Origin of the sequence: Mesorhizobium sp. WSM4898 (assembly GCF_029625845.1) — a bacterium.
In the GTDB taxonomy this organism is placed as follows: Bacteria; Pseudomonadota; Alphaproteobacteria; order Rhizobiales; family Rhizobiaceae; genus Mesorhizobium.
In genome coordinates this window covers 68677-86039 of record NZ_JARTVQ010000006.1, presented here as the reverse complement: position 1 = coordinate 86039, position 17363 = coordinate 68677, and the positions used below count along the sequence as shown (strand labels likewise).

Below are 17363 nucleotides of genomic sequence, written 5' to 3'. Positions count from 1 at the left end.
GAGGGCTTCCTTCTCCCCGTCATATCCGGGAAGAAGAAGTGAAGGGGATCAGGCGAAGGCGCCGTGGCAGTGCTTGTATTTCTTGCCGGAGCCGCACGGGCAGGCCTCGTTGCGGCCGACCTTGCCCCAAGTCGCGGGATTCTTCGGATCGCGATTTTCGGGTGCCACCATGGCATGGGATTCCTGGCGGACCAACAACGCCGTCTCGCCGCCCTGGAAGTCGTCCTCGCCGGTGGTGCCGTCGATATGGCTGCCGAACATATCCGGCGCCGACGGTGGCGGCGCTTCAGCCGCCTGGCGGACCAGCTCGACGCGCATCAGCTGCGCGGTCACGGCCTGGCGCAGATTGCCGAGCATGCCCTGGAACAGCTCGAAGGCCTCGCCCTTGTATTCCTGCAGCGGATCGCGCTGGGCATATCCGCGGAAGCCCACGACCGAACGCAGATGGTCGAGGTTGACGATGTGCTCGCGCCACAGATGGTCGAGCGTCTGCAGCACGACCGAACGCTCGACATAGCTCATGACGTCGGGGCCGAAGCGCTCGGCGCGTTCCTTGGCGGCTGCCTCGGCGGCGGCCGAGATGCGCTCGCGGATGTCGTCCTCGGCGATGCCCTCCTCCTTGACCCAGTCCTCAATCGGCAGGTCGAGATTGAGGTACTGCGCCACTTCCTCCTTCAGGCCGGCGACGTTCCACTGCTCGGCATAGGCGTTTTCCGGGATGTTCTTGGCGACGATTTCCTCGATGACGCCCTCGCGCATCTCGGCGACCGTCTCCGACAGGCCTTCGCCATCCATCAACTCGATGCGCTGCTCGAAAACCACCTTGCGCTGGTCGTTGGAGACGTCATCGTATTTCAGCAGATTCTTGCGGATGTCGAAGTTGCGCGCCTCGACCTTCTTCTGCGCCTTCTCCAGCGCCTTGTTGATCCACGGGTGGATGATGGCCTCGTCTTCCTTGAGGCCGAGCTTCTGCAGCATGCCGTCCATGCGCTCGGAGCCGAAGATGCGCATCAGATCGTCCTGCAGCGACAGGAAGAATTTCGAACGGCCAGGATCGCCCTGGCGGCCGGAACGTCCGCGCAGCTGGTTGTCGATGCGGCGCGATTCATGGCGCTCGGTGGCCAAGACGTAGAGTCCGCCGGCGGCCAGCGCCTTTTCCTTCAGCTGCGCGACGTCGTCGCGGATCTGCTGTTCGCGCGCCTCGCGCTCCGGGCCGGCGGGCATATCCGCCAGTTCTTCGGCGATGCGCATGTCGGCATTGCCGCCGAGCTGGATGTCGGTACCGCGTCCAGCCATGTTCGTGGCGATGGTGATGGCGCCGGGCTTGCCGGCCTGGGCGACGATAGCCGCCTCGCGCTCGTGGTGGCGGGCGTTGAGCACCTCGAAATTCTTGACGCCTTCCTTGCGCAGGCGCTCGGCCAGCTGCTCGGATTTCTCGATCGAGGTGGTGCCGACCAGGATCGGCTGACCGCGCTCTCGGGCGTCGCGGATCTCCTTGACGATGGCCTTGTACTTCTCTTCCACCGTCCGGTAGACCTCGTCGTCCTCGTCCCTGCGGGCGACCGGCAGGTTGGTCGGGATCTCGGTGACTTCGAGATTGTAGATGTTGGCGAATTCCTCCGCCTCGGTCAGCGCCGTGCCGGTCATGCCGGCGAGCTTCTTGTAAAGGCGGAAATAGTTCTGGAAGGTGACGGAGGCCAGCGTCTGGTTCTCCGGCTGAATCTGCACATGCTCCTTGGCCTCGAGGGCCTGGTGCAGGCCTTCCGAATAGCGGCGGCCGGGCATCATGCGGCCGGTGAACTCGTCGATGATGACGATCTCGCCGTTGCGCACGATGTAGTCCCTGTCCTTCTGGAACAGCAGGTGCGCCTTCAGCGCATTGTTGACGTGGTGGACGATCGCGACGTTCTCGACGTCGTAGAGCGACTCGCCCTTCAACAGGCCGGCATCGCGCAGCATGTTTTCCAGCTTCTCGGTGCCGTCCTCGGTGAAGATCGTGGTTTTCTGTTTTTCATCGACCTCGTAGTCGGCCGGGCTGAGCTTCAGCATGAAGGCGTCGATGGTGTTGTACATTTCCGAGCGGTCCTCGAGCGGACCGGAAATGATCAGCGGCGTGCGCGCCTCGTCGACAAGGATCGAGTCGACTTCGTCGACGATGGCGTAGGCATGGCCGCGCTGGACCATCTGCGAGCGCTCATACTTCATGTTGTCGCGCAGATAGTCGAAGCCGAGCTCGTTGTTGGTGGCGTAGGTAACGTCGGCGGCGTAGGCCTCGCGGCGCTCGTCGTCGGAGAGGCCGTGTACGATGATGCCGACGGTGAGGCCGAGGAACTTGTAGACGCGGCCCATCCATTCGGCGTCGCGCTTGGCAAGATAGTCGTTGACCGTGACGACATGGACGCCCTTGCCGGCGAGCGCGTTGAGATAGACCGGCAAGGTGGCGACCAGCGTCTTGCCCTCACCGGTGCGCATCTCGGCGATGCCGCCATTGTGCAGCACCATGCCGCCGATCAATTGGACATCGAAGGGACGCATGCCGAGAACGCGGCGGGCCGCCTCTCGCACTGTTGCGAAGGCCGGTATCAGCAGGTCGTCGAGCGAGGCGCCATTGGCGAAGTCCTGGCGGAATTTCTCGGTGCGGCCGGCAAGCTCGGCATCGGAGAGCGCCCGCATCTCGTTTTCCAACCCATTGATGGCCTCGACCCGGGGCCTTGTCGCCTTGACTCGGCGGTCGTTGGAAGAGCCGAAAACCTTACGCGCGAGAGCGCCGAGACTGACCATCCAATGGTCCTTTCGATAGCAATTTTAGCCGTTTGCGACAGGCGCCTGGCGGGCCCATCAAATCCGCGTGAATGCGGACAAACGCAAAAAGCGCCCGGAAAACGGTTCTGGACGCCAAGTCGTTGGACAGATAAGAGGGGGCTCAACTGATGTCAACGCCGCGTTAGCCCTATGGGCAGCGCCAAATTCCGCCACAATCGGACTGATCTGGAACCTTCCCGTTCAAGCGATCCTTATCGGCAATCCCCATTGGAGTTATCTTGATGTCCCTGTCGTTCCGCCGCGCGTCGCTCGCCAGCCTTGGCTTGGCCTTCGGGCTCTCGGCTCTTTCGCTGTCGCCGCTGATGGCGCAGGAAACCAAGCCCGCCCAGCCGGGCGCGGCGGCTCCCGCAGCCGCTCCCGTGGATCCCAACGCCGTGGTCGCCACCATCAACGGCGAGAAGCTGACCGAGGCCGATCTCGCGCTGGCCGAAGGCGAGCTGTCGCAGCAGTTCGCGCAGCTGCCGCCGGAACAGCGCCGCGCCGCTGCTCTTTCGGCGGCCATTGAAATCCGCGTCATGGCCAAGAAAGCGGTCGACAGCGGCCTCGACAAGGATGCCGATTTCCTGCGTCGGATGGCCTTCCTGCAGCAGCGCGCCCTGCACGGCGAGGTCGTCGAGAAGGAAGTCGTCGACAAGGTGACGGATGCAGATATCCGCGCCCGCTACGACCAGGAAATCGCCAACACGCCGCCGGTCAATGAGATCCACGCCCGTCACATCCTCGTGAAGACGAAGGAAGAAGCCGAGGCGATCATCAAGCAGCTCGACGGCGGCGCCGATTTCCAGAAGCTCGCCAACGAGCACACCAGCGACCCGAGCGGCAAGTCGAATGGCGGCGACCTCGGCTGGTTCGGTCCCGGACAGATGGTGCCGGAGTTCGACAAGGCCGCGTTTGCGCTTGATGTCGGCAAGTACAGCAAGGAGCCGGTGCAGTCGCAGTTCGGCTGGCATGTCATCAAGGTCGAGGACAAGCGCGCCAAGCAGCCGCCGGCCTTCGACGACGTCAAGGACCAGGCCAAGCAGGCCGTCATCCGCGACAAGTATTTCGCCATGGTCAAGGAATTGCGCGGCGCCGCCAAGATCGAGATCCCGGACGCGAAGCTGAAGTCGGCGGTCGACACACTGGAGAGCGGCAAGTAAGCCGGCCAGCCTGAAAGATGCTGCTAAGGGCGCCTTCGGGCGCCCTTTCGCATTTCAGGCGCGCGCTATGCCGCGCACCCCGAGAGAGCCCATGAAGCGCGGCCAGAACGCTCTTGCGCCAGCGCGCGCTATCGGGCAAACCGGCCTCCTATTTGCGTTCTGCCGCTCCGGGGTCCCATGTCCGCAACGATTTCGCCGCTCGCACCGAAGAAATATCCCAAGATGCCGGTCATCGAGGGCGTGCGCATCGCTACCGCCGAGGCCGGGATCAAATATCGCAATCGCACCGATCTGCTTGCCATGGTCTTCGATCCCGGAACGGCGGTCGCCGGTGTCTTCACCAAGTCGAAATGCCCCTCGGCGCCGGTCGACTACTGCCGCCAGAACCTATCCGCCGGCAAGGCGCGTGTGCTGGTGGTGAACTCCGGCAATGCCAACGCCTTCACCGGCAAGAAGGGCCGCGCTTCGACGGCTTTGACCGGCGAGGCGGCGGCGAAGGCCGCCGGATGCTCCGAGAGCGAAGTGTTCCTGGCCTCGACCGGCGTTATCGGCGAGCCGCTCGACACCAACAAATTCAGCCATCTGCTCGCCGGCCTGGTGAAGAACGGCAAACCGGACCTGTGGACCGAGGCGGCAAAGGCCATCATGACCACGGACACCTATCCGAAGGTGGCGTCCCAGACGGTGAAGCTCGGCGACGCCGATGTCACCATCAACGGCATCGCAAAGGGCGCCGGCATGATCGCGCCCGATATGGCCACGATGCTCTCCTTCATCGCCACCGACGCGCCGATCGCAGCCCCGGTGCTGCAGGATCTGTTGTCGCGCGGCACGGCAAAGACCTTCAACGCGGTCACTGTCGACAGCGATACCTCGACCAGCGACACGCTGCTCTTCTTCGCCACCGGCAAGGCTGGTTCGCGCGGCGCGCCCCAGATCAGTGACCCGAAAGATGCGCGGCTCGGCGCCTTCCGCCGCGCACTCGGCAAGGTGCTGAAGTCGCTGGCGCTGCAGGTGGTGCGCGACGGCGAAGGCGCGCGCAAGCAGGTCGAGGTGACCGTCACCGGCGCCAAATCCGCGCGCTCGGCCAAGCGCGTCGCGCTTTCGATCGCCAACTCGCCGCTGGTTAAGACTGCGGTCGCCGGCGAGGACGCCAATTGGGGCCGCGTCGTCATGGCCGTCGGCAAGGCCGGCGAGCCGGCCGACCGCGACCGGCTGTCGATCTGGTTCGGCGACAACCGGCTGGCGCATGAGGGCGAGCGCGATCCGGCTTACTCGGAAGAAGCGACCTCGGCCTATATGAAGCGCGACGACATCCGCATCCGCGCCGACCTCGGCATCGGCCGCGGCAAGGCGACGGTGTGGACCTGCGACCTCACCAAGGAATATGTCGCCATCAATGGCGACTACCGGAGCTGATGGCACCGGTGTCGACGCATCCGGCAAGCGTGCTCGCGATCGTGCGCCGCTACGAGGCGGCGGGCTTTCGCGCCTGGCCGGCGGCGGCCGTTCACTATGACGGGACATGGTTGGTGCGGCTGACGGCGGGCCATCCGGCGAAGCGCCTGAATTCGGTCAATCCGCTCGATCCCGGCGACACGCATGCCATTGCCGAACGCATCGTGCGCGCCAGCCGTCGCTTCGAGGCTTACGGCCGGCCGCTGACCTTTCGTATGTCGCCGCTTTCGGGGCAGGTGCTGTCGACGCATCTCGACGATGCAGGCTGGAGCCGGTTCGACGAATCGGTGGTGATGCGTCTGCCGCTCAAGGAGGCGCAACTCGACGCCGCGATGGACCAGATTCCGCTGAAAGACATCAGCCGCTTCATCGGCGCGGCGATCAGGACGAACGGCTCGGACGCCTCGCTGCGAGCCGGCCTCTCGGAAGTCATCGGCGCAATCCAGCCTGAGGCGGGGCTGTTTGCGCTCGAGGACGGCAATGAGCCGCTGGCAACGCTGATCTGCGTCCACGACGGCGATCTCGCCGGCGTGTTCGAGGTCGCCACCGAAAAATCGGCGCGCAAAAAGGGCCACGGCCGCAACCTCATCCTGTCGGCGCTGAAATGGGCCAGGCTGCGCGGCGCGCGCGAAGCATGGCTGCAGGTAGAAGCCGGCAATGTTGCGGCGCTGTCGCTCTACCGGTCGCTCGGCTTCGAGGAAGTCTATCGCTACCATTATCGCCGGCGGCCGGACGCATGAACGAGATCACGCCAGCTGGAAAGCGCCTGCTTCTTGTCGCGGCCTGCGCGCTGGTGGACGCCGACCGACGCGTGCTTCTGGCGCAGCGTCCCGAGGGCAAGCAGCTCGCCGGCCTTTGGGAGTTTCCGGGCGGCAAGGTCGAGCCAGGCGAGACGCCCGAGGAATGCCTGGTGCGCGAGCTGCATGAGGAGCTCGGTATCGAGACCGAGATCCCCTGCCTGGCGCCGCTCACCTTCGCCAGCCACAGCTATGACCATTTCCACCTGCTGATGCCGCTCTACATCTGCCGGCGCTTCCGCGGCATTGCGCAGCCGAGGGAAGGGCAGGGGCTGAAATGGGTCAGGCCGCGCCAGATGCGCGACTACCCGATGCCGCCGGCGGACGCGCCGCTGATCCAGTTCCTCATCGATCTCTTGTGATCGTCACAGCCGCTTCAGCGTTTCCACCAAAATGCTGATTTGGCGACCTGCGGCCGGAATTGCTCCAAGCTGCCGTTTGCTCCGTCTGCTTTAGGCAGCGTTAATGGAAGATTTATCTCGACATGGAAAATTGAGGCAAATCGTCCGCGCGGCGGCATGCCGATTTTGATTGGAGCCAATCCATGAGCCTCGACAGAGAATGGGACTCGATCCGGCCCGACCGCGCTTTCCGCGCCGCCGATGCCGGCATGGGTATCTTGCGGATCACCCTGCTTTTCGGGTCGGCCGCGGTGGCGCTGGCTCTGATCGCGACGCCTTTCCTGGACAGCCAGCTGCGTCCGCAGGGCGCGCGCGAGAGCTTGACCGGCGGACTCGACCTAAGCAGCACCGGTTCGATCGGTCGCCGCGATACCTACACCCTGCGGCGAAGCGTGCTGCAGCCGCTGCCAAATTCCGTTTGCGTAATCCGCAACGATGGCAGCCGCTACGGCGAGTGCTAATTGGTTAATAAATTCAGCAAGAAACCGCTATTTCACCGCCCGTTAAGCTTTTGCCGTTAACCTTTCTTAACGGGTAGGCGCTATGGTTCCCGCCAAGAGGGATCGATGACCATGAAAAACCTGCTGCAGCAATTCATAGAAGATGAATCAGGCGCCACGGCCATCGAATATGGCCTGATCGTTGCCGTGCTGTCGCTTGTAATCGTCGGCGGCGTCGGCAAGGCCGCCGACGCGATCCAGTGGCTGTTCTCCGACAACAACAGCAGGCTTGCCAACGCCTTTGCCCAGCACTGATCGCATCGGTCAGACCGCGGCGCGCATGGTCAGTGCCCCGTCGGCTTCTCGAGGATCGTCTTCAGCGAGACCTTGGCCGAGCCAGGCTTCAGCGGTTTCTGCTGTGAGGCATCGGGCGCCCAGCCGGACATCCACACAATCGAAAAGCTTGCCCGGATGCGGCCGTCCGGGTCGGAAAACCGATCAGCATAAATTTCGGCGGCGCGGGCGAACAGCCGCCGGGTGGCGGGACGCCGGCTGCGGTCCAAAAGCGGGCTGGTCTCGCCCATGGCGCGCAGGTCGGCGGCAAGTCCGAACAGCGAATCGTAGCGCACCGTGACCGTCTCCACGTCGGCGACCGGCAGCGCCAGGCCGGCACGTTGCAGCAGCGCGCCGGCGTCGCGCACATCGGTGAACGGCAGGACGCGAGGGCTCGCGCCACCGTAAAGCTCGGTCTCGGCGGCAAGCAGGCTCTCGCGCAACTCGGAAAGCGTGCCGGCACCGGCTAAAGCGCCGAGGAACAGCCCGTCGGGCTTCAGCGCGCGGCGGATCTGCGCCAGCACGCCGGGGATGTCGTTCATCGTCTGCAGCGACAGCAGCGAGACGACGAGATCGAGGCTCTCGGCCTCGAACGGCACGGTCTCCGCCGGGGCGACGATGCCGGCTTCTCCGGCAAGGAAGGCACCGTCTGTTTCCACGCGCACTGTGTCGGCCACCTTGCCGCTGCCGGCGAGCAGCCTGGTCGCGGCCGATGTCTGGCAAAACAGCGCCGCCGCCTTGCCGAATTTGCGCTCGACGGCGCCCAGCCGGTCGGCAAGGTCTTCCGCTGCCCGCCGCATCAGGAAATCGGCTCCGTCGACGGGGTGCATCAGCGCCCGGCGTTTGTGCGCAAGCCAGAGCTCCGTGTCGATCAAAGGCTGCAATGGGTTATTCCTGTTGTCGGTGCGTGCCTGACCGATGCTATGGTGGCGCGGGGTTTCGCTTCACGTGGCCGATCCGGTGCGCAAGATCAAGACCATTGCGATGAAGGACATGACGCGGCAGGCTCTGGGCTGGCCGGCGCGCCTGCTGTTTCCGCCGGTCTGTGCCGGCTGCCGCCGCCACGTCTCGCAGCCTGGCGTGCTGTGCGGCGCCTGCTGGCCGAAGCTTCGACTGCTGGAGAAGCCTTGGTGTCCAGTGATGGGCACGCCGTTTACGCATGACATGGGCGACGGTTTTCTTTCCGCCGAAGCGATCGCCGATCCGCCGCCTTTCGAGCGGGCGCGGGCGGCGGTCGTCTATTCAGGGGTCGCGCGCCAGATGGTGCAAGGGCTGAAATACCAGGATCGCACCGATCTCGCGCCCTGGATGGCGCGCTGGATGATGCGCGCCGGCGCCGAACTGATCGCTGAAGCCGATGTCGTGGTCCCGGTGCCGCTGCATTGGCGACGCTTCTTCCGGCGGCAGTTCAACCAGTCGGCGGAGCTGGCACGGGCGGTTTCGAAGCTGAGCGGCCTGCCTTTCGCGCCGGCTGCGGTGAGGCGCGTAAAACTCACCCGCCAGCAGGTCGGGCTGGAGCGGCACGAACGCGAGGAGAATGTGCGCGCCGCCTTCCGCGTCCCGCCCGAGGCGGAAATCGAGATCGCCGGCCGAAGGGTGCTCGTCATCGACGACGTCTTCACCACCGGCGCCACCGTGCGGTCGGTGGCCAAGGCGCTGAAGAAAGGCGGCGCCGGAGCGGTCGACGTGCTGACCTTTGCCCGCGTCCTGCCGGGGGACTTCCGGGCCGATGAGTCTGCAACTATATAGGGCTTAAGTTGTTGTTTTGGTGCATGTCGCTTTCGCATAACCGCTGGGCGATGGGCGCAGGCAGGATTGCTGATCGATGGTTGATGTGACGATCTATACCCGGATGATGTGCGGCTATTGCACCGCAGCCAAGCGGTTGCTCGAGCGCAAGGGTGTAGCCTATACCGAGCATGACGCGTCGTTCTCGCCGGAATTGCGCCAGGAAATGATTTCGCGGGCGCATGGGCGCACCACTTTTCCGCAGATTTTCATCGGCGACACGCATGTCGGCGGCTGCGACGACCTCCATGAATTGGAGTCCGAGGGCCGGCTGGACGTGTTGCTTGCCAACGGGGCGAGGGTTTGATCATGAGCGTTTTCAAGGCGGCGGCGGTGCAGATGCGTTCGGGCACCAGCCCGGAGCGCAACGCGGCCGCCATGGAAAAGCTGGTCCGCGAGGCCGCACAGCAGGGCGCCACCTACGTGCAGACGCCGGAAATGACCGGCGCGCTCATCCGCGACAAACAGGCTGGTGCCGCCGCTTTCACCAGCGAAGACAAGGACGTCGTCGTTTCGACGGCGCGGAAACTTGCGCAGGAACTCGGCATTTTCCTGCATGTCGGCTCGACGGCCATCCTGCGCGCCGACGGCAAGCTCGCCAACCGGGCGTTCCTGTTCGCGCCCGACGGCGCCATGATCGCCAATTACGACAAGATCCACATGTTCGATGTCGACCTCGACAACGGCGAGAGCTGGCGCGAATCCGCCTCTTACGAGCCGGGGACGGAGGGCGTCGTCACCGATGTCAACGGCGTGAAGCTGGGCTTCGCCGTCTGCTACGACCTGCGCTTCCCGCAGCTATTCCGTGCCGAAGCGCTGGCGGGGGCTCAGGTGCTTTCGGTGCCTGCAGCCTTCACCCGCCAGACCGGCGAGGCGCACTGGCACGTGCTGCTCAGGGCACGCGCGATCGAGAACGGCGCCTATCTCATCGCGGCCGCGCAGGGCGGCCTGCACGAGGACGGCCGCGAGACTTACGGCCATTCGCTGATCGTCGATCCGTGGGGACGCATCATCGCCGAGGCCGCGCATGACGAGCCCGGCGTGATCGTCGCCGAGATCGACCCGGCGCAGTCGGCTGCGGCGCGTCGCAAGATTCCCAATCTCAAGAACGCGCGGGATTTCACCGTCAATGCCGGCGAGGCGCCGCGTCTCAGGGGTGCAGCCTCTTGATCCGCTTTTCGCTCATCTGCGAACACGAGCACGAATTCGAAGCCTGGTTCCGCAGCAATGACGACTTCGGCACGCAGAAGAAACGCGGCTTCATCGATTGCCCGATCTGCGGCTCGCACAAGGTCGAGAAGGCGCTGATGGCGCCGGCGGTCTCCACCTCACGCAAGCAGGAGAAGATGGCGCTGGCCATGGGCGACGCGCAGAAACAGGCGCTGGCACAGCTCAAGGCGCTCGCCGACAAGGTGCGCGAGAATGCCGACTATGTCGGCGACAAGTTCGCCGAGGAAGCGCGCAAGATCCATTTCGGCGAGACCGATCCGCGCGGCATTTATGGCGAGGCTACGCCGGACGAGGCGAAAAGCCTCGCCGAGGACGGCGTCGAATTCATGCCGATCCCGAGCTTTCCGGAGGACCGGAACTAAGAGTTCCGATCAGCTTTTTCAGCAGTGTGGCGAGCATTTTCCGGTCCTCTGGCGCCAACCCGGCGAGGATTTCATGCTCATTCGCGACGTGGGCGGTAAGGGCCTCATCGATGAGTTCGAGGCCTTTCGAGGTGAGTTGCACCACAACGCCGCGGCGATCGCTGGGATGCGGCGCGCGCTGGATCAGGCCCGCCTTTTCCAGCCGGTCGAGCCGGGCGGTCATTGCTCCGGAGGTCACCATCGTCGCCTCGTAGAGCTCGGTCGGCGTCAGCGCGTGAGGCGCGCCGGAGCGGCGAAGCGTGGCCAACACGTCGAATTCGCCCTGCTGCAGGCCGAAACGGGCAAAGAGCGGCGCGAGCCGGTCGCGCGCGATCAGCGAGGACGCTTCGTTCAGTCGCCCGATCACTCCCATCGGCGAGACGTCGAGGTCCGGCCGTTCCTTGCGCCATTGCTCCATCGCTCTTGCCGCACGGTCCATGTGCCTCACCGTAAAGTATCTTGATATTGAGAATCTTTACGCTATATTATCCCAAGTTGGAGCGGCCGCCAAGCTTGGCCGCGTAGCCACAGGATCACGCAGATGAAATTGCTCTGGGACTCCGCACTGGGTCTTCTGATCGTCACCGGCGGATTGCTCGGCATGACGCTCCCCTTCGGCAAGCTGGCAACGGCGGCCGGTGTCCCGGCAATGGCCTGGGCTTTCGTGATCTCGTTCGGTGCCGGCGGCGTGTTGCTGATAACGCTTCTGCTGCTCGGTCAGCGCATCCGGCTCACGGCGCACAAGTTGCGCTATTTCTTCATCACCGCAGCCATCTGCTACGCCTTTCCCAACTTGCTGATGTTCTCGGCCATCCCGCATCTCGGCGCGGGTTACACGGGCATCATGTTCACGCTGTCGCCGGTCATCACGCTGGTGTTCTCGATCCTGCTTGGGGTGCGGCGACCGAACCTGCTCGGCGTCATCGGCATTATCGTTGGTTTTATCGGCGCGGTGATGGTCGCGTTGACGCGTGGGGAGGCCGGCCAGCCGGCCGAATATTTCTGGGTGGCGGTCGGCCTTCTCATCCCCGTCAGCCTCGCCGCCGGCAACATCTACCGCACCATCGACTGGCCCGAGGACACCGGTCCGATCGAGCTCGCCGTTGGCAGCCATCTGGCGTCGGCAACCTTGCTTCTCATCGGCATCCTGACTCTGCTCGGCTGGCAGGCATTTGCTCCGCTCGGCGGCGTGCCGCTGGTGGTCGTCGCACAGGTGGCGTCGGCTTCGGCGATGTTTGCCTTCTTCTTCCGGTTGCAGGCGGTCGGCGGGCCGGTCTATCTCAGCCAGATCGGCTATGTGGCGGCGGCGGTCGGGCTCTTTGCCGGCACGATCTTCCTCGGCGAGCATTATCAGCTTCTGACCTGGCTGGGCGCGGCCATCATCACCGCCGGCGTGCTCATCACCACCAAGGCGCAGAGCCAGCCAAGCCCGAAGCTGCAAAGCCAGGCGGCGTAAACGCTTCAGTTGGCCGCTTAGACCGAGGCTTTTTCGGCCAGCACCATGTAGTTGACGTCCATGTCCCTGGATTTCTGCCAGCGGTCGGCCAACGGATGATAGATCACGCCGGTCCGGTCGACGATGGTCAGCCCCGCCGCGCCAAGCGCCTTTGCCAACTCCTCCGGCCGCACTAGCTTGCCGAACTGATGCGTGCCGCGCGGCAGCCAGCGCAGCACATACTCGGCGCCGATGATGGCAAGGCCAAGCGCCTTCAGCGTGCGGTTGATGGTGGCGACGAACATGATGCCGCCGGGCCGGACCATCTCACTGCATTTGGCGACGAAGAGATCGACATCGGCGACATGCTCGACCACCTCCATGTTGAGGATAACGTCGAATGTCTCGCCGGCGTCGGCCAGCGCCTCGGCCGTGGTGGCGCGATAGTCGACATTTACGCCGGCTTCGGCCGCGTGCAGCTTAGCGACCTCGATGTTGGTGGCCGAGGCGTCGGCACCGACCACTTCCGCGCCAAGCCGCGCCATCGGTTCGCATAAAAGCCCGCCGCCGCAGCCGATGTCGAGGAAGCGCAGACCCTCGAATGGCCTGGCCGCGCGCGGATCGCGGCCGAAGCGCGCCGCCACCTGGTCCCGGATATAGGCAAGGCGCACAGGGTTGAACTTGTGTAGCGGCCGGAACTTGCCGTTCGGGTTCCACCATTCGGCGGCAAGGGCGGAGAAGCGTTCGACTTCTCCGGCATCTATGGTCGATCGGCGGGGCTCAGGCATGGGGCGGGTCTCCTCGAACGCCAGCAAGTCGGGGAACGCTAGGAAGTCGGGTCCCCGGCAGCGAAAGTCAAGGCAGGTTTTTTCCGTTGCCGCCAACCAGCCGCAGCGGCACGAGGGACGGTCGAGCCTAGGCCGACAGCGCGACCGCGGCATGACCCATGGCCACGCTGGCTGGCTCGATCGCCCGCATGGCCTCGCAACCGCCGATCTCGGCCATGATGCGCTGTGCCGCCGCCTGGGCCTGCTCGAGGCTCTGCCAGCGCACGACGTCGACTCAGCTCCCGTCGTCTCGCTCGCCAAGATGGCGGCTGAGAAAACCGGGCTGGCGCACCAGCCAGTCGGTGACGAAGCCATTTTGGGCAACAAAACCAGCCGCAGTATCCGGCTTGAGGCGGAAGGTCACGATCTCCAGCGTCTCGGTCATGAATTCCTCCATCCGATTTTCCAAGTTTATCGCATTGCGCGACAGGAATCCGCCAGGAGGCTTCAAAAATCGGGCCAAGGCCGCTTCTCCTGCGCCCTCGCTTGCGAAGCCTTGCTGTTTTAGCTAAGGAGGCCGCGCATTTCCGCGGCTCGGCTGGTCCGGGCGCATTTTCCATTTTCCGGCCCCAAGCCGGCTTCAGTCAAAGGCATCTCGCTTCCATGGCGCGCATCGTGATGAAATTCGGCGGAACTTCGGTCGCCGACATCGCCCGCATCCGCAACGTGGCGCGCCATGTCAAACGCGAGGTCGATGCCGGCCATGAGGTCGCCGTGGTGGTTTCGGCCATGGCCGGCAAGACCAACGAGCTGGTCGGCTGGACGCGCGAGGCCTCGCCCATGCACGACGCGCGCGAATATGACGCCGTTGTCGCCTCCGGTGAGCAGGTCACGGCCGGCCTGTTGGCGATAACCCTGCAGAACACGGGTGTCCATGCCCGTTCCTGGCAGGGCTGGCAGATCCCGATCAAGACCGACAACGCCCATGGCGCCGCGCGCATCCTCGACATCGACGGCGCGTTCCTGATCAAGCGCTTCGGCGAGAGCCAGGTGGCGGTCATCGCCGGTTTCCAGGGCATCGGCCCGGACAACCGCATCTCGACCCTCGGCCGCGGCGGCTCCGACACCAGCGCCGTGGCGATCGCGGCCGCGGTCAAGGCCGACCGTTGCGACATCTACACCGATGTCGACGGCGTCTACACGACTGATCCGCGCATCGAGCCGAAAGCCCGGCGGTTGGCCAAGATTTCGTTCGAGGAAATGCTCGAAATGGCCTCGCTCGGCGCCAAGGTGCTGCAGGTACGGTCGGTGGAGCTTGCCATGGTGCACAGGGTGCGTACCTTTGTGCGGTCGTCCTTCGACGATCCCGACGCGCCCGGAATGGGGGATTTGCTCAATCCGCCCGGAACGCTTATTTGCGACGAGGAAGAGATCGTGGAACAGCAGGTCGTCACCGGAATTGCCTATGCCAAGGACGAAGCGCAGATCTCGCTGCGCCGCGTCGGCGACCGCCCAGGCGTCGCCGCCGGCATCTTCGGCCCGCTGGCCGAGGCCAACATCAATGTCGATATGATCGTCCAGAACATCTCCGAGGACGGCAAATTCACCGACATGACCTTCACGGTACCGTCGGGCGACATCGACAAGGCGCTGGCAGTGCTCGAGCGGCTGAAGGCCGATGTCGGCTACGACGTCGTGCAGTCGGAAGCCGGCATGTCGAAGGTCTCGGTCATCGGTATCGGCATGCGAAGCCATGCCGGCGTCGCGGCCACCGCCTTCAAGGCGCTGGCCGATAAAGCGATCAATATCCGGGCGATCACCACCTCCGAGATCAAAATCTCGATACTGATCGACGGTCCCTATACGGAACTTGCAGTTCGTACTTTGCATTCCGTCTACGGGCTCGATAAGCAATAGCAAGAACTGAGTCCGTTATTGCGTGAGCGCCGGCCGTGGCGGAAGCTACGGCGGGCAACGTGCCCATTGGAGAAGAAGCCGCGATGCGTGACATGGCCGGTGGCCCGCGCGTTCTGCTGAGACGGCTCCGCGAGCTCATGCAGGAGCCGCTGGAGCCGCAGGAGCGGCTCGACCGTATCGTGCGCGACATCGCCTCCAACATGGTCGCCGAGGTGTGCTCGCTCTATGTGCTGCGCGCCGATTCGGTGCTGGAGCTCTACGCCACCGAAGGTCTGAACCCCACCGCCGTCCATTTGGCGCAGTTGAGGCTCGGGCAAGGCCTGGTCGGCACCATCGCCGCCAGCGCGCGGCCGCTCAATCTCTCCAACGCGCAGGAGCATCCGGCCTTCGCCTACCTGCCGGAGACGGGCGAAGAGATCTACAATTCCTTCCTCGGCGTGCCGGTGCTGCGGGCAGGGCGCACACTGGGCGTCCTGGTGGTGCAGAACAAGACCATGCGCCACTATCGCGACGACGAGGTCGAGGCGCTGGAAACGACGGCGATGGTGATCGCCGAGATGGTCGCCACCGGCGATCTTGCCCGTCTCACCCGGCCGGGCCTCGAACTTGACCTGCGCCGTCCGGCAAGCTTCACCGGTCTTGCCTTCAACGAAGGCGTCGGGCTTGGCCATGTCGTGCTGCACGAGCCGCGCATCGTCGTCACCAATCTGTTCAACGAGGACAGCGAGGAGGAGGTGCGTCGCCTCGACCGCTCGCTCGGCTCGCTGAGGCTGTCGATCGACGACATGCTCGAGCGCCGGGACGTCGCTTTCGAGGGTGAGCATCGAGAGGTGCTCGAGGCGTATCGCATGTTCGCCAACGACCGCGGCTGGGTACGCCGGCTGGAAGAGGCGATCCGCAACGGCCTGACTGCGGAAGCGGCCGTCGAGAAGGTGCAGAGCGACATGCGCGCACGCATGCTGCACATGACGGACCCCTATCTGCGCGAGCGCATGAGCGATTTCGACGATCTCGCCAACCGGCTCTTGCGCCAGCTGATGGGGCGCGGTCCGGAGGATGTCGCGGCCTCGCTGCCAAAGGATGCCATCATCGTCGCCCGCTCGATGGGTGCGGCCGAACTGCTCGACTATCCCAGGGACAAGCTGCGCGGCCTGGTGCTGGAGGACGGCGCGGCCACCAGCCATGTCGTCATTGTCGCGCGCGCGATGGGCATTCCGGTCGCAGGCCAGGTCAAGGGCGCCGTCTCCATGGCGGAAAACGGCGATGCCATCATCGTCGACGGCGAGGAAGGCACCATTCACCTGCGGCCGCAGTCCGACCTCGAGGCCGCCTATGCCGAAAAGGTCCGCTTCCGAGCTCGGCGGCAGGAAATCTATCGCGAACTGCGCAAGAAGCCGTCGCTGACCAAGGACGGCGTCCCGGTCGATCTCCTGATGAATGCCGGCCTTGCGGTCGACCTGCCGCAGCTTTCAGAATCGGGAGCGGCCGGCATCGGCCTGTTCCGCACCGAATTGCAGTTCATGGTCGCCTCGACTTTTCCGCGCGCCGAGGCGCAGGAGCGGCTCTATCGCGATGTGCTGGAGGCGGCTCGCGGCAAGCCGGTCACCTTCCGTACCATCGACATCGGCGGCGACAAGGTGCTGCCCTATTTCAAGGGCTCGGTGCAGGAGGAAAACCCGGCACTCGGCTGGCGGGCGATCCGCCTCACTCTCGACCGCCCCGGCCTCCTCAGGACACAGATCCGCGCGCTGCTCAAGGCTTGCGGCGGGCGTGAGCTGAAGCTGATGCTGCCAATGGTGACGGAACTGTCGGAAATCGCGCAGGCGCGCGAGATCATCGACCGCGAAGTCCGGCACCTGTCGCGTTTTGCGCATCATTTGCCGACGAGCCTCAAGCTCGGCGCGATGCTGGAGGTGCCGTCGCTGCTGTTCCAGCTCGACGAGTTGATGAAGGCGGTCGACTTCGTCTCGGTCGGTTCCAACGACCTCTTCCAGTTCGTCATGGCAGTGGACCGCGGCAACACGCAGCTTGCCGACCGTTTCGACACGCTGTCGGCGCCGTTCCTGCGCGTGCTGAAGCAGATCGCCGACGCCGGCGCGCGCAACCATACGCCGGTGACGCTGTGCGGCGAGTTGGCGGGCAAGCCGATCTCGGCGATGGCGCTGATCGGCGTCGGCTTCCGCTCCATCTCGATGTCGCCTGCCTCGATCGGCCCGGTCAAGGCGATGCTGACCGAACTGCCGCTGCAGGAGCTGGAAGCCTTCTTCAGCGACAATCTGATGGCCCCCGTCCAAGGGACGCCAATGCGGGCGCTGCTGCAAGCCTTTGCCGACGACCGCTCCATTCCGCTCTAGATTCACGTGAGGGCGGTCTGCAAATGTCGATTTTCTGCGCTTCCGGTGCTCATGGACCTAAATGTACATTCCGCTCCGGT

19 protein-coding genes are annotated in these 17363 nt (G+C 64.7%); 13 read left to right on the top strand and 6 right to left on the bottom strand.

What is annotated here, in order from left to right; all coding sequences use genetic code 11:
• Window positions 1-48: 48 nt before the first annotated feature.
• Window positions 49-2781 (bottom strand): preprotein translocase subunit SecA, encoded by a 2733-nt coding sequence (gene secA / locus P9228_RS23350; protein WP_278055912.1) that lies wholly within the window; start codon window positions 2779-2781, stop codon window positions 49-51.
• Between the two features lie 263 nt (window positions 2782-3044).
• Here secA and P9228_RS23345 point away from each other — a divergent pair, with 263 nt between their 5' ends.
• The 6 genes from P9228_RS23345 to P9228_RS23320 all read left to right on the top strand — a co-directional run bounded on the left by P9228_RS23345 (window position 3045) and on the right by P9228_RS23320 (window position 7373).
• Window positions 3045-3962 carry a peptidylprolyl isomerase gene (locus tag P9228_RS23345; protein ID WP_095823957.1) on the top strand — a complete coding sequence of 306 codons (918 nt, stop codon included), beginning with the start codon at window positions 3045-3047 and terminating at the stop codon, window positions 3960-3962.
• Between the two features lie 177 nt (window positions 3963-4139).
• Complete coding sequence (gene argJ / locus P9228_RS23340; RefSeq protein ID WP_095799925.1) at window positions 4140-5381, top strand: bifunctional glutamate N-acetyltransferase/amino-acid acetyltransferase ArgJ; 1242 nt, start codon at window positions 4140-4142, stop codon at window positions 5379-5381.
• On the top strand, window positions 5381-6160 hold the full coding sequence (locus P9228_RS23335) for a GNAT family N-acetyltransferase (protein WP_197507428.1): 780 nt from the start codon (window positions 5381-5383) through the stop codon (window positions 6158-6160). Before argJ ends, P9228_RS23335 begins: the two co-directional genes overlap by 1 nt.
• A complete protein-coding gene (locus P9228_RS23330) occupies window positions 6157-6579 on the top strand; it encodes a (deoxy)nucleoside triphosphate pyrophosphohydrolase (RefSeq protein ID WP_278055909.1) in 423 nt (140 codons plus the stop codon). The genes P9228_RS23335 and P9228_RS23330 overlap by 4 nt, the downstream gene beginning before the upstream one ends.
• 182 nt (window positions 6580-6761) lie before the next feature.
• Complete coding sequence (locus tag P9228_RS23325) at window positions 6762-7079, top strand: hypothetical protein (RefSeq protein WP_278055908.1); 318 nt, start codon at window positions 6762-6764, stop codon at window positions 7077-7079.
• Between the two features lie 105 nt (window positions 7080-7184).
• The gene (locus P9228_RS23320) at window positions 7185-7373 is read left to right on the top strand and encodes a Flp family type IVb pilin (RefSeq protein ID WP_082953632.1); all 189 of its coding nucleotides are present in this window, start codon (window positions 7185-7187) and stop codon (window positions 7371-7373) included.
• Window positions 7374-7402: 29 nt separating this feature from the next.
• Here P9228_RS23320 and P9228_RS23315 read toward each other — a convergent pair whose 3' ends face one another.
• Complete coding sequence (locus P9228_RS23315; protein ID WP_127241826.1) at window positions 7403-8275, bottom strand: methyltransferase domain-containing protein; 873 nt, start codon at window positions 8273-8275, stop codon at window positions 7403-7405.
• A 64-nt stretch (window positions 8276-8339) separates the two neighbouring features.
• On the opposite strand from P9228_RS23315, the gene P9228_RS23310 reads away from it, so the two are divergent.
• From P9228_RS23310 to P9228_RS23295, 4 genes are all read left to right on the top strand, one after another.
• Window positions 8340-9140, top strand: coding sequence for a ComF family protein (locus P9228_RS23310; RefSeq protein WP_095799986.1), 801 nt, complete (start codon window positions 8340-8342; stop codon window positions 9138-9140).
• 76 nt (window positions 9141-9216) lie between these two features.
• Window positions 9217-9486 (top strand): glutaredoxin 3, encoded by a 270-nt coding sequence (gene grxC / locus P9228_RS23305; RefSeq protein WP_066990112.1) that lies wholly within the window; start codon window positions 9217-9219, stop codon window positions 9484-9486.
• A 2-nt stretch (window positions 9487-9488) separates the two neighbouring features.
• The gene (locus tag P9228_RS23300; protein WP_278055906.1) at window positions 9489-10349 is read left to right on the top strand and encodes a carbon-nitrogen hydrolase family protein; all 861 of its coding nucleotides are present in this window, start codon (window positions 9489-9491) and stop codon (window positions 10347-10349) included.
• Window positions 10346-10771, top strand: a complete 426-nt coding sequence (locus P9228_RS23295) for a DUF1178 family protein (RefSeq protein WP_067319064.1) — start codon at window positions 10346-10348, stop codon at window positions 10769-10771. The genes P9228_RS23300 and P9228_RS23295 overlap by 4 nt, the downstream gene beginning before the upstream one ends.
• Here P9228_RS23295 and P9228_RS23290 read toward each other — a convergent pair.
• The gene (locus tag P9228_RS23290; protein ID WP_095828469.1) at window positions 10734-11249 is read right to left on the bottom strand and encodes a MarR family transcriptional regulator; all 516 of its coding nucleotides are present in this window, start codon (window positions 11247-11249) and stop codon (window positions 10734-10736) included. The genes P9228_RS23295 and P9228_RS23290 overlap by 38 nt on opposite strands.
• Before the next feature lie 102 nt (window positions 11250-11351).
• Between P9228_RS23290 and P9228_RS23285 the strand changes: the two genes are divergently transcribed.
• Complete coding sequence (locus P9228_RS23285) at window positions 11352-12266, top strand: DMT family transporter (protein WP_278055905.1); 915 nt, start codon at window positions 11352-11354, stop codon at window positions 12264-12266.
• A gap of 17 nt (window positions 12267-12283) precedes the next feature.
• Here the strand turns inward: P9228_RS23285 and ubiG are convergent, their stop codons facing one another.
• The 3 genes from ubiG to P9228_RS23270 form a co-directional block, all read right to left on the bottom strand.
• Entirely contained in the window at window positions 12284-13033 is a 750-nt protein-coding gene (gene ubiG, locus P9228_RS23280) for a bifunctional 2-polyprenyl-6-hydroxyphenol methylase/3-demethylubiquinol 3-O-methyltransferase UbiG (protein WP_095824176.1), read from the bottom strand.
• Window positions 13034-13160: 127 nt separating this feature from the next.
• Window positions 13161-13298, bottom strand: a complete 138-nt coding sequence (locus tag P9228_RS23275) for a hypothetical protein (RefSeq protein WP_278055904.1) — start codon at window positions 13296-13298, stop codon at window positions 13161-13163.
• 9 nt (window positions 13299-13307) lie between these two features.
• Window positions 13308-13457 (bottom strand): hypothetical protein, encoded by a 150-nt coding sequence (locus P9228_RS23270; RefSeq protein WP_278055903.1) that lies wholly within the window; start codon window positions 13455-13457, stop codon window positions 13308-13310.
• A 218-nt stretch (window positions 13458-13675) separates the two neighbouring features.
• On the opposite strand from P9228_RS23270, the gene P9228_RS23265 reads away from it, so the two are divergent.
• Together P9228_RS23265 and ptsP are read left to right on the top strand one after the other, a co-directional pair.
• On the top strand, window positions 13676-14929 hold the full coding sequence (locus P9228_RS23265) for an aspartate kinase (RefSeq protein ID WP_278055902.1): 1254 nt from the start codon (window positions 13676-13678) through the stop codon (window positions 14927-14929).
• 83 nt (window positions 14930-15012) lie between these two features.
• Complete coding sequence (gene ptsP / locus P9228_RS23260; protein WP_127325525.1) at window positions 15013-17283, top strand: phosphoenolpyruvate--protein phosphotransferase; 2271 nt, start codon at window positions 15013-15015, stop codon at window positions 17281-17283.
• Window positions 17284-17363 lie beyond the last annotated feature (80 nt).

Bases quoted from the DNA above. Each gene is read 5' to 3' on its own strand.
- secA (WP_278055912.1), bottom strand. From the start codon at position 2,781: ATGGTCAGTCTCGGCGCTCTCGCGCGTAAGGTTTTCGGCTCTTCCAAC.
- P9228_RS23345 (WP_095823957.1), top strand. From the start codon at position 3,045: ATGTCCCTGTCGTTCCGCCGCGCGTCGCTCGCCAGCCTTGGCTTGGCC.
- argJ (WP_095799925.1), top strand. From the start codon at position 4,140: ATGTCCGCAACGATTTCGCCGCTCGCACCGAAGAAATATCCCAAGATG.
- P9228_RS23335 (WP_197507428.1), top strand. From the start codon at position 5,381: ATGGCACCGGTGTCGACGCATCCGGCAAGCGTGCTCGCGATCGTGCGC.
- P9228_RS23330 (WP_278055909.1), top strand. From the start codon at position 6,157: ATGAACGAGATCACGCCAGCTGGAAAGCGCCTGCTTCTTGTCGCGGCC.
- P9228_RS23325 (WP_278055908.1), top strand. From the start codon at position 6,762: ATGAGCCTCGACAGAGAATGGGACTCGATCCGGCCCGACCGCGCTTTC.
- P9228_RS23320 (WP_082953632.1), top strand. From the start codon at position 7,185: ATGACCATGAAAAACCTGCTGCAGCAATTCATAGAAGATGAATCAGGC.
- grxC (WP_066990112.1), top strand. From the start codon at position 9,217: ATGGTTGATGTGACGATCTATACCCGGATGATGTGCGGCTATTGCACC.
- P9228_RS23300 (WP_278055906.1), top strand. From the start codon at position 9,489: ATGAGCGTTTTCAAGGCGGCGGCGGTGCAGATGCGTTCGGGCACCAGC.
- P9228_RS23290 (WP_095828469.1), bottom strand. From the start codon at position 11,249: ATGGACCGTGCGGCAAGAGCGATGGAGCAATGGCGCAAGGAACGGCCG.
- P9228_RS23285 (WP_278055905.1), top strand. From the start codon at position 11,352: ATGAAATTGCTCTGGGACTCCGCACTGGGTCTTCTGATCGTCACCGGC.
- ubiG (WP_095824176.1), bottom strand. From the start codon at position 13,033: ATGCCTGAGCCCCGCCGATCGACCATAGATGCCGGAGAAGTCGAACGC.
- P9228_RS23270 (WP_278055903.1), bottom strand. From the start codon at position 13,457: ATGACCGAGACGCTGGAGATCGTGACCTTCCGCCTCAAGCCGGATACT.
- P9228_RS23265 (WP_278055902.1), top strand. From the start codon at position 13,676: ATGGCGCGCATCGTGATGAAATTCGGCGGAACTTCGGTCGCCGACATC.
- ptsP (WP_127325525.1), top strand. From the start codon at position 15,013: ATGCGTGACATGGCCGGTGGCCCGCGCGTTCTGCTGAGACGGCTCCGC.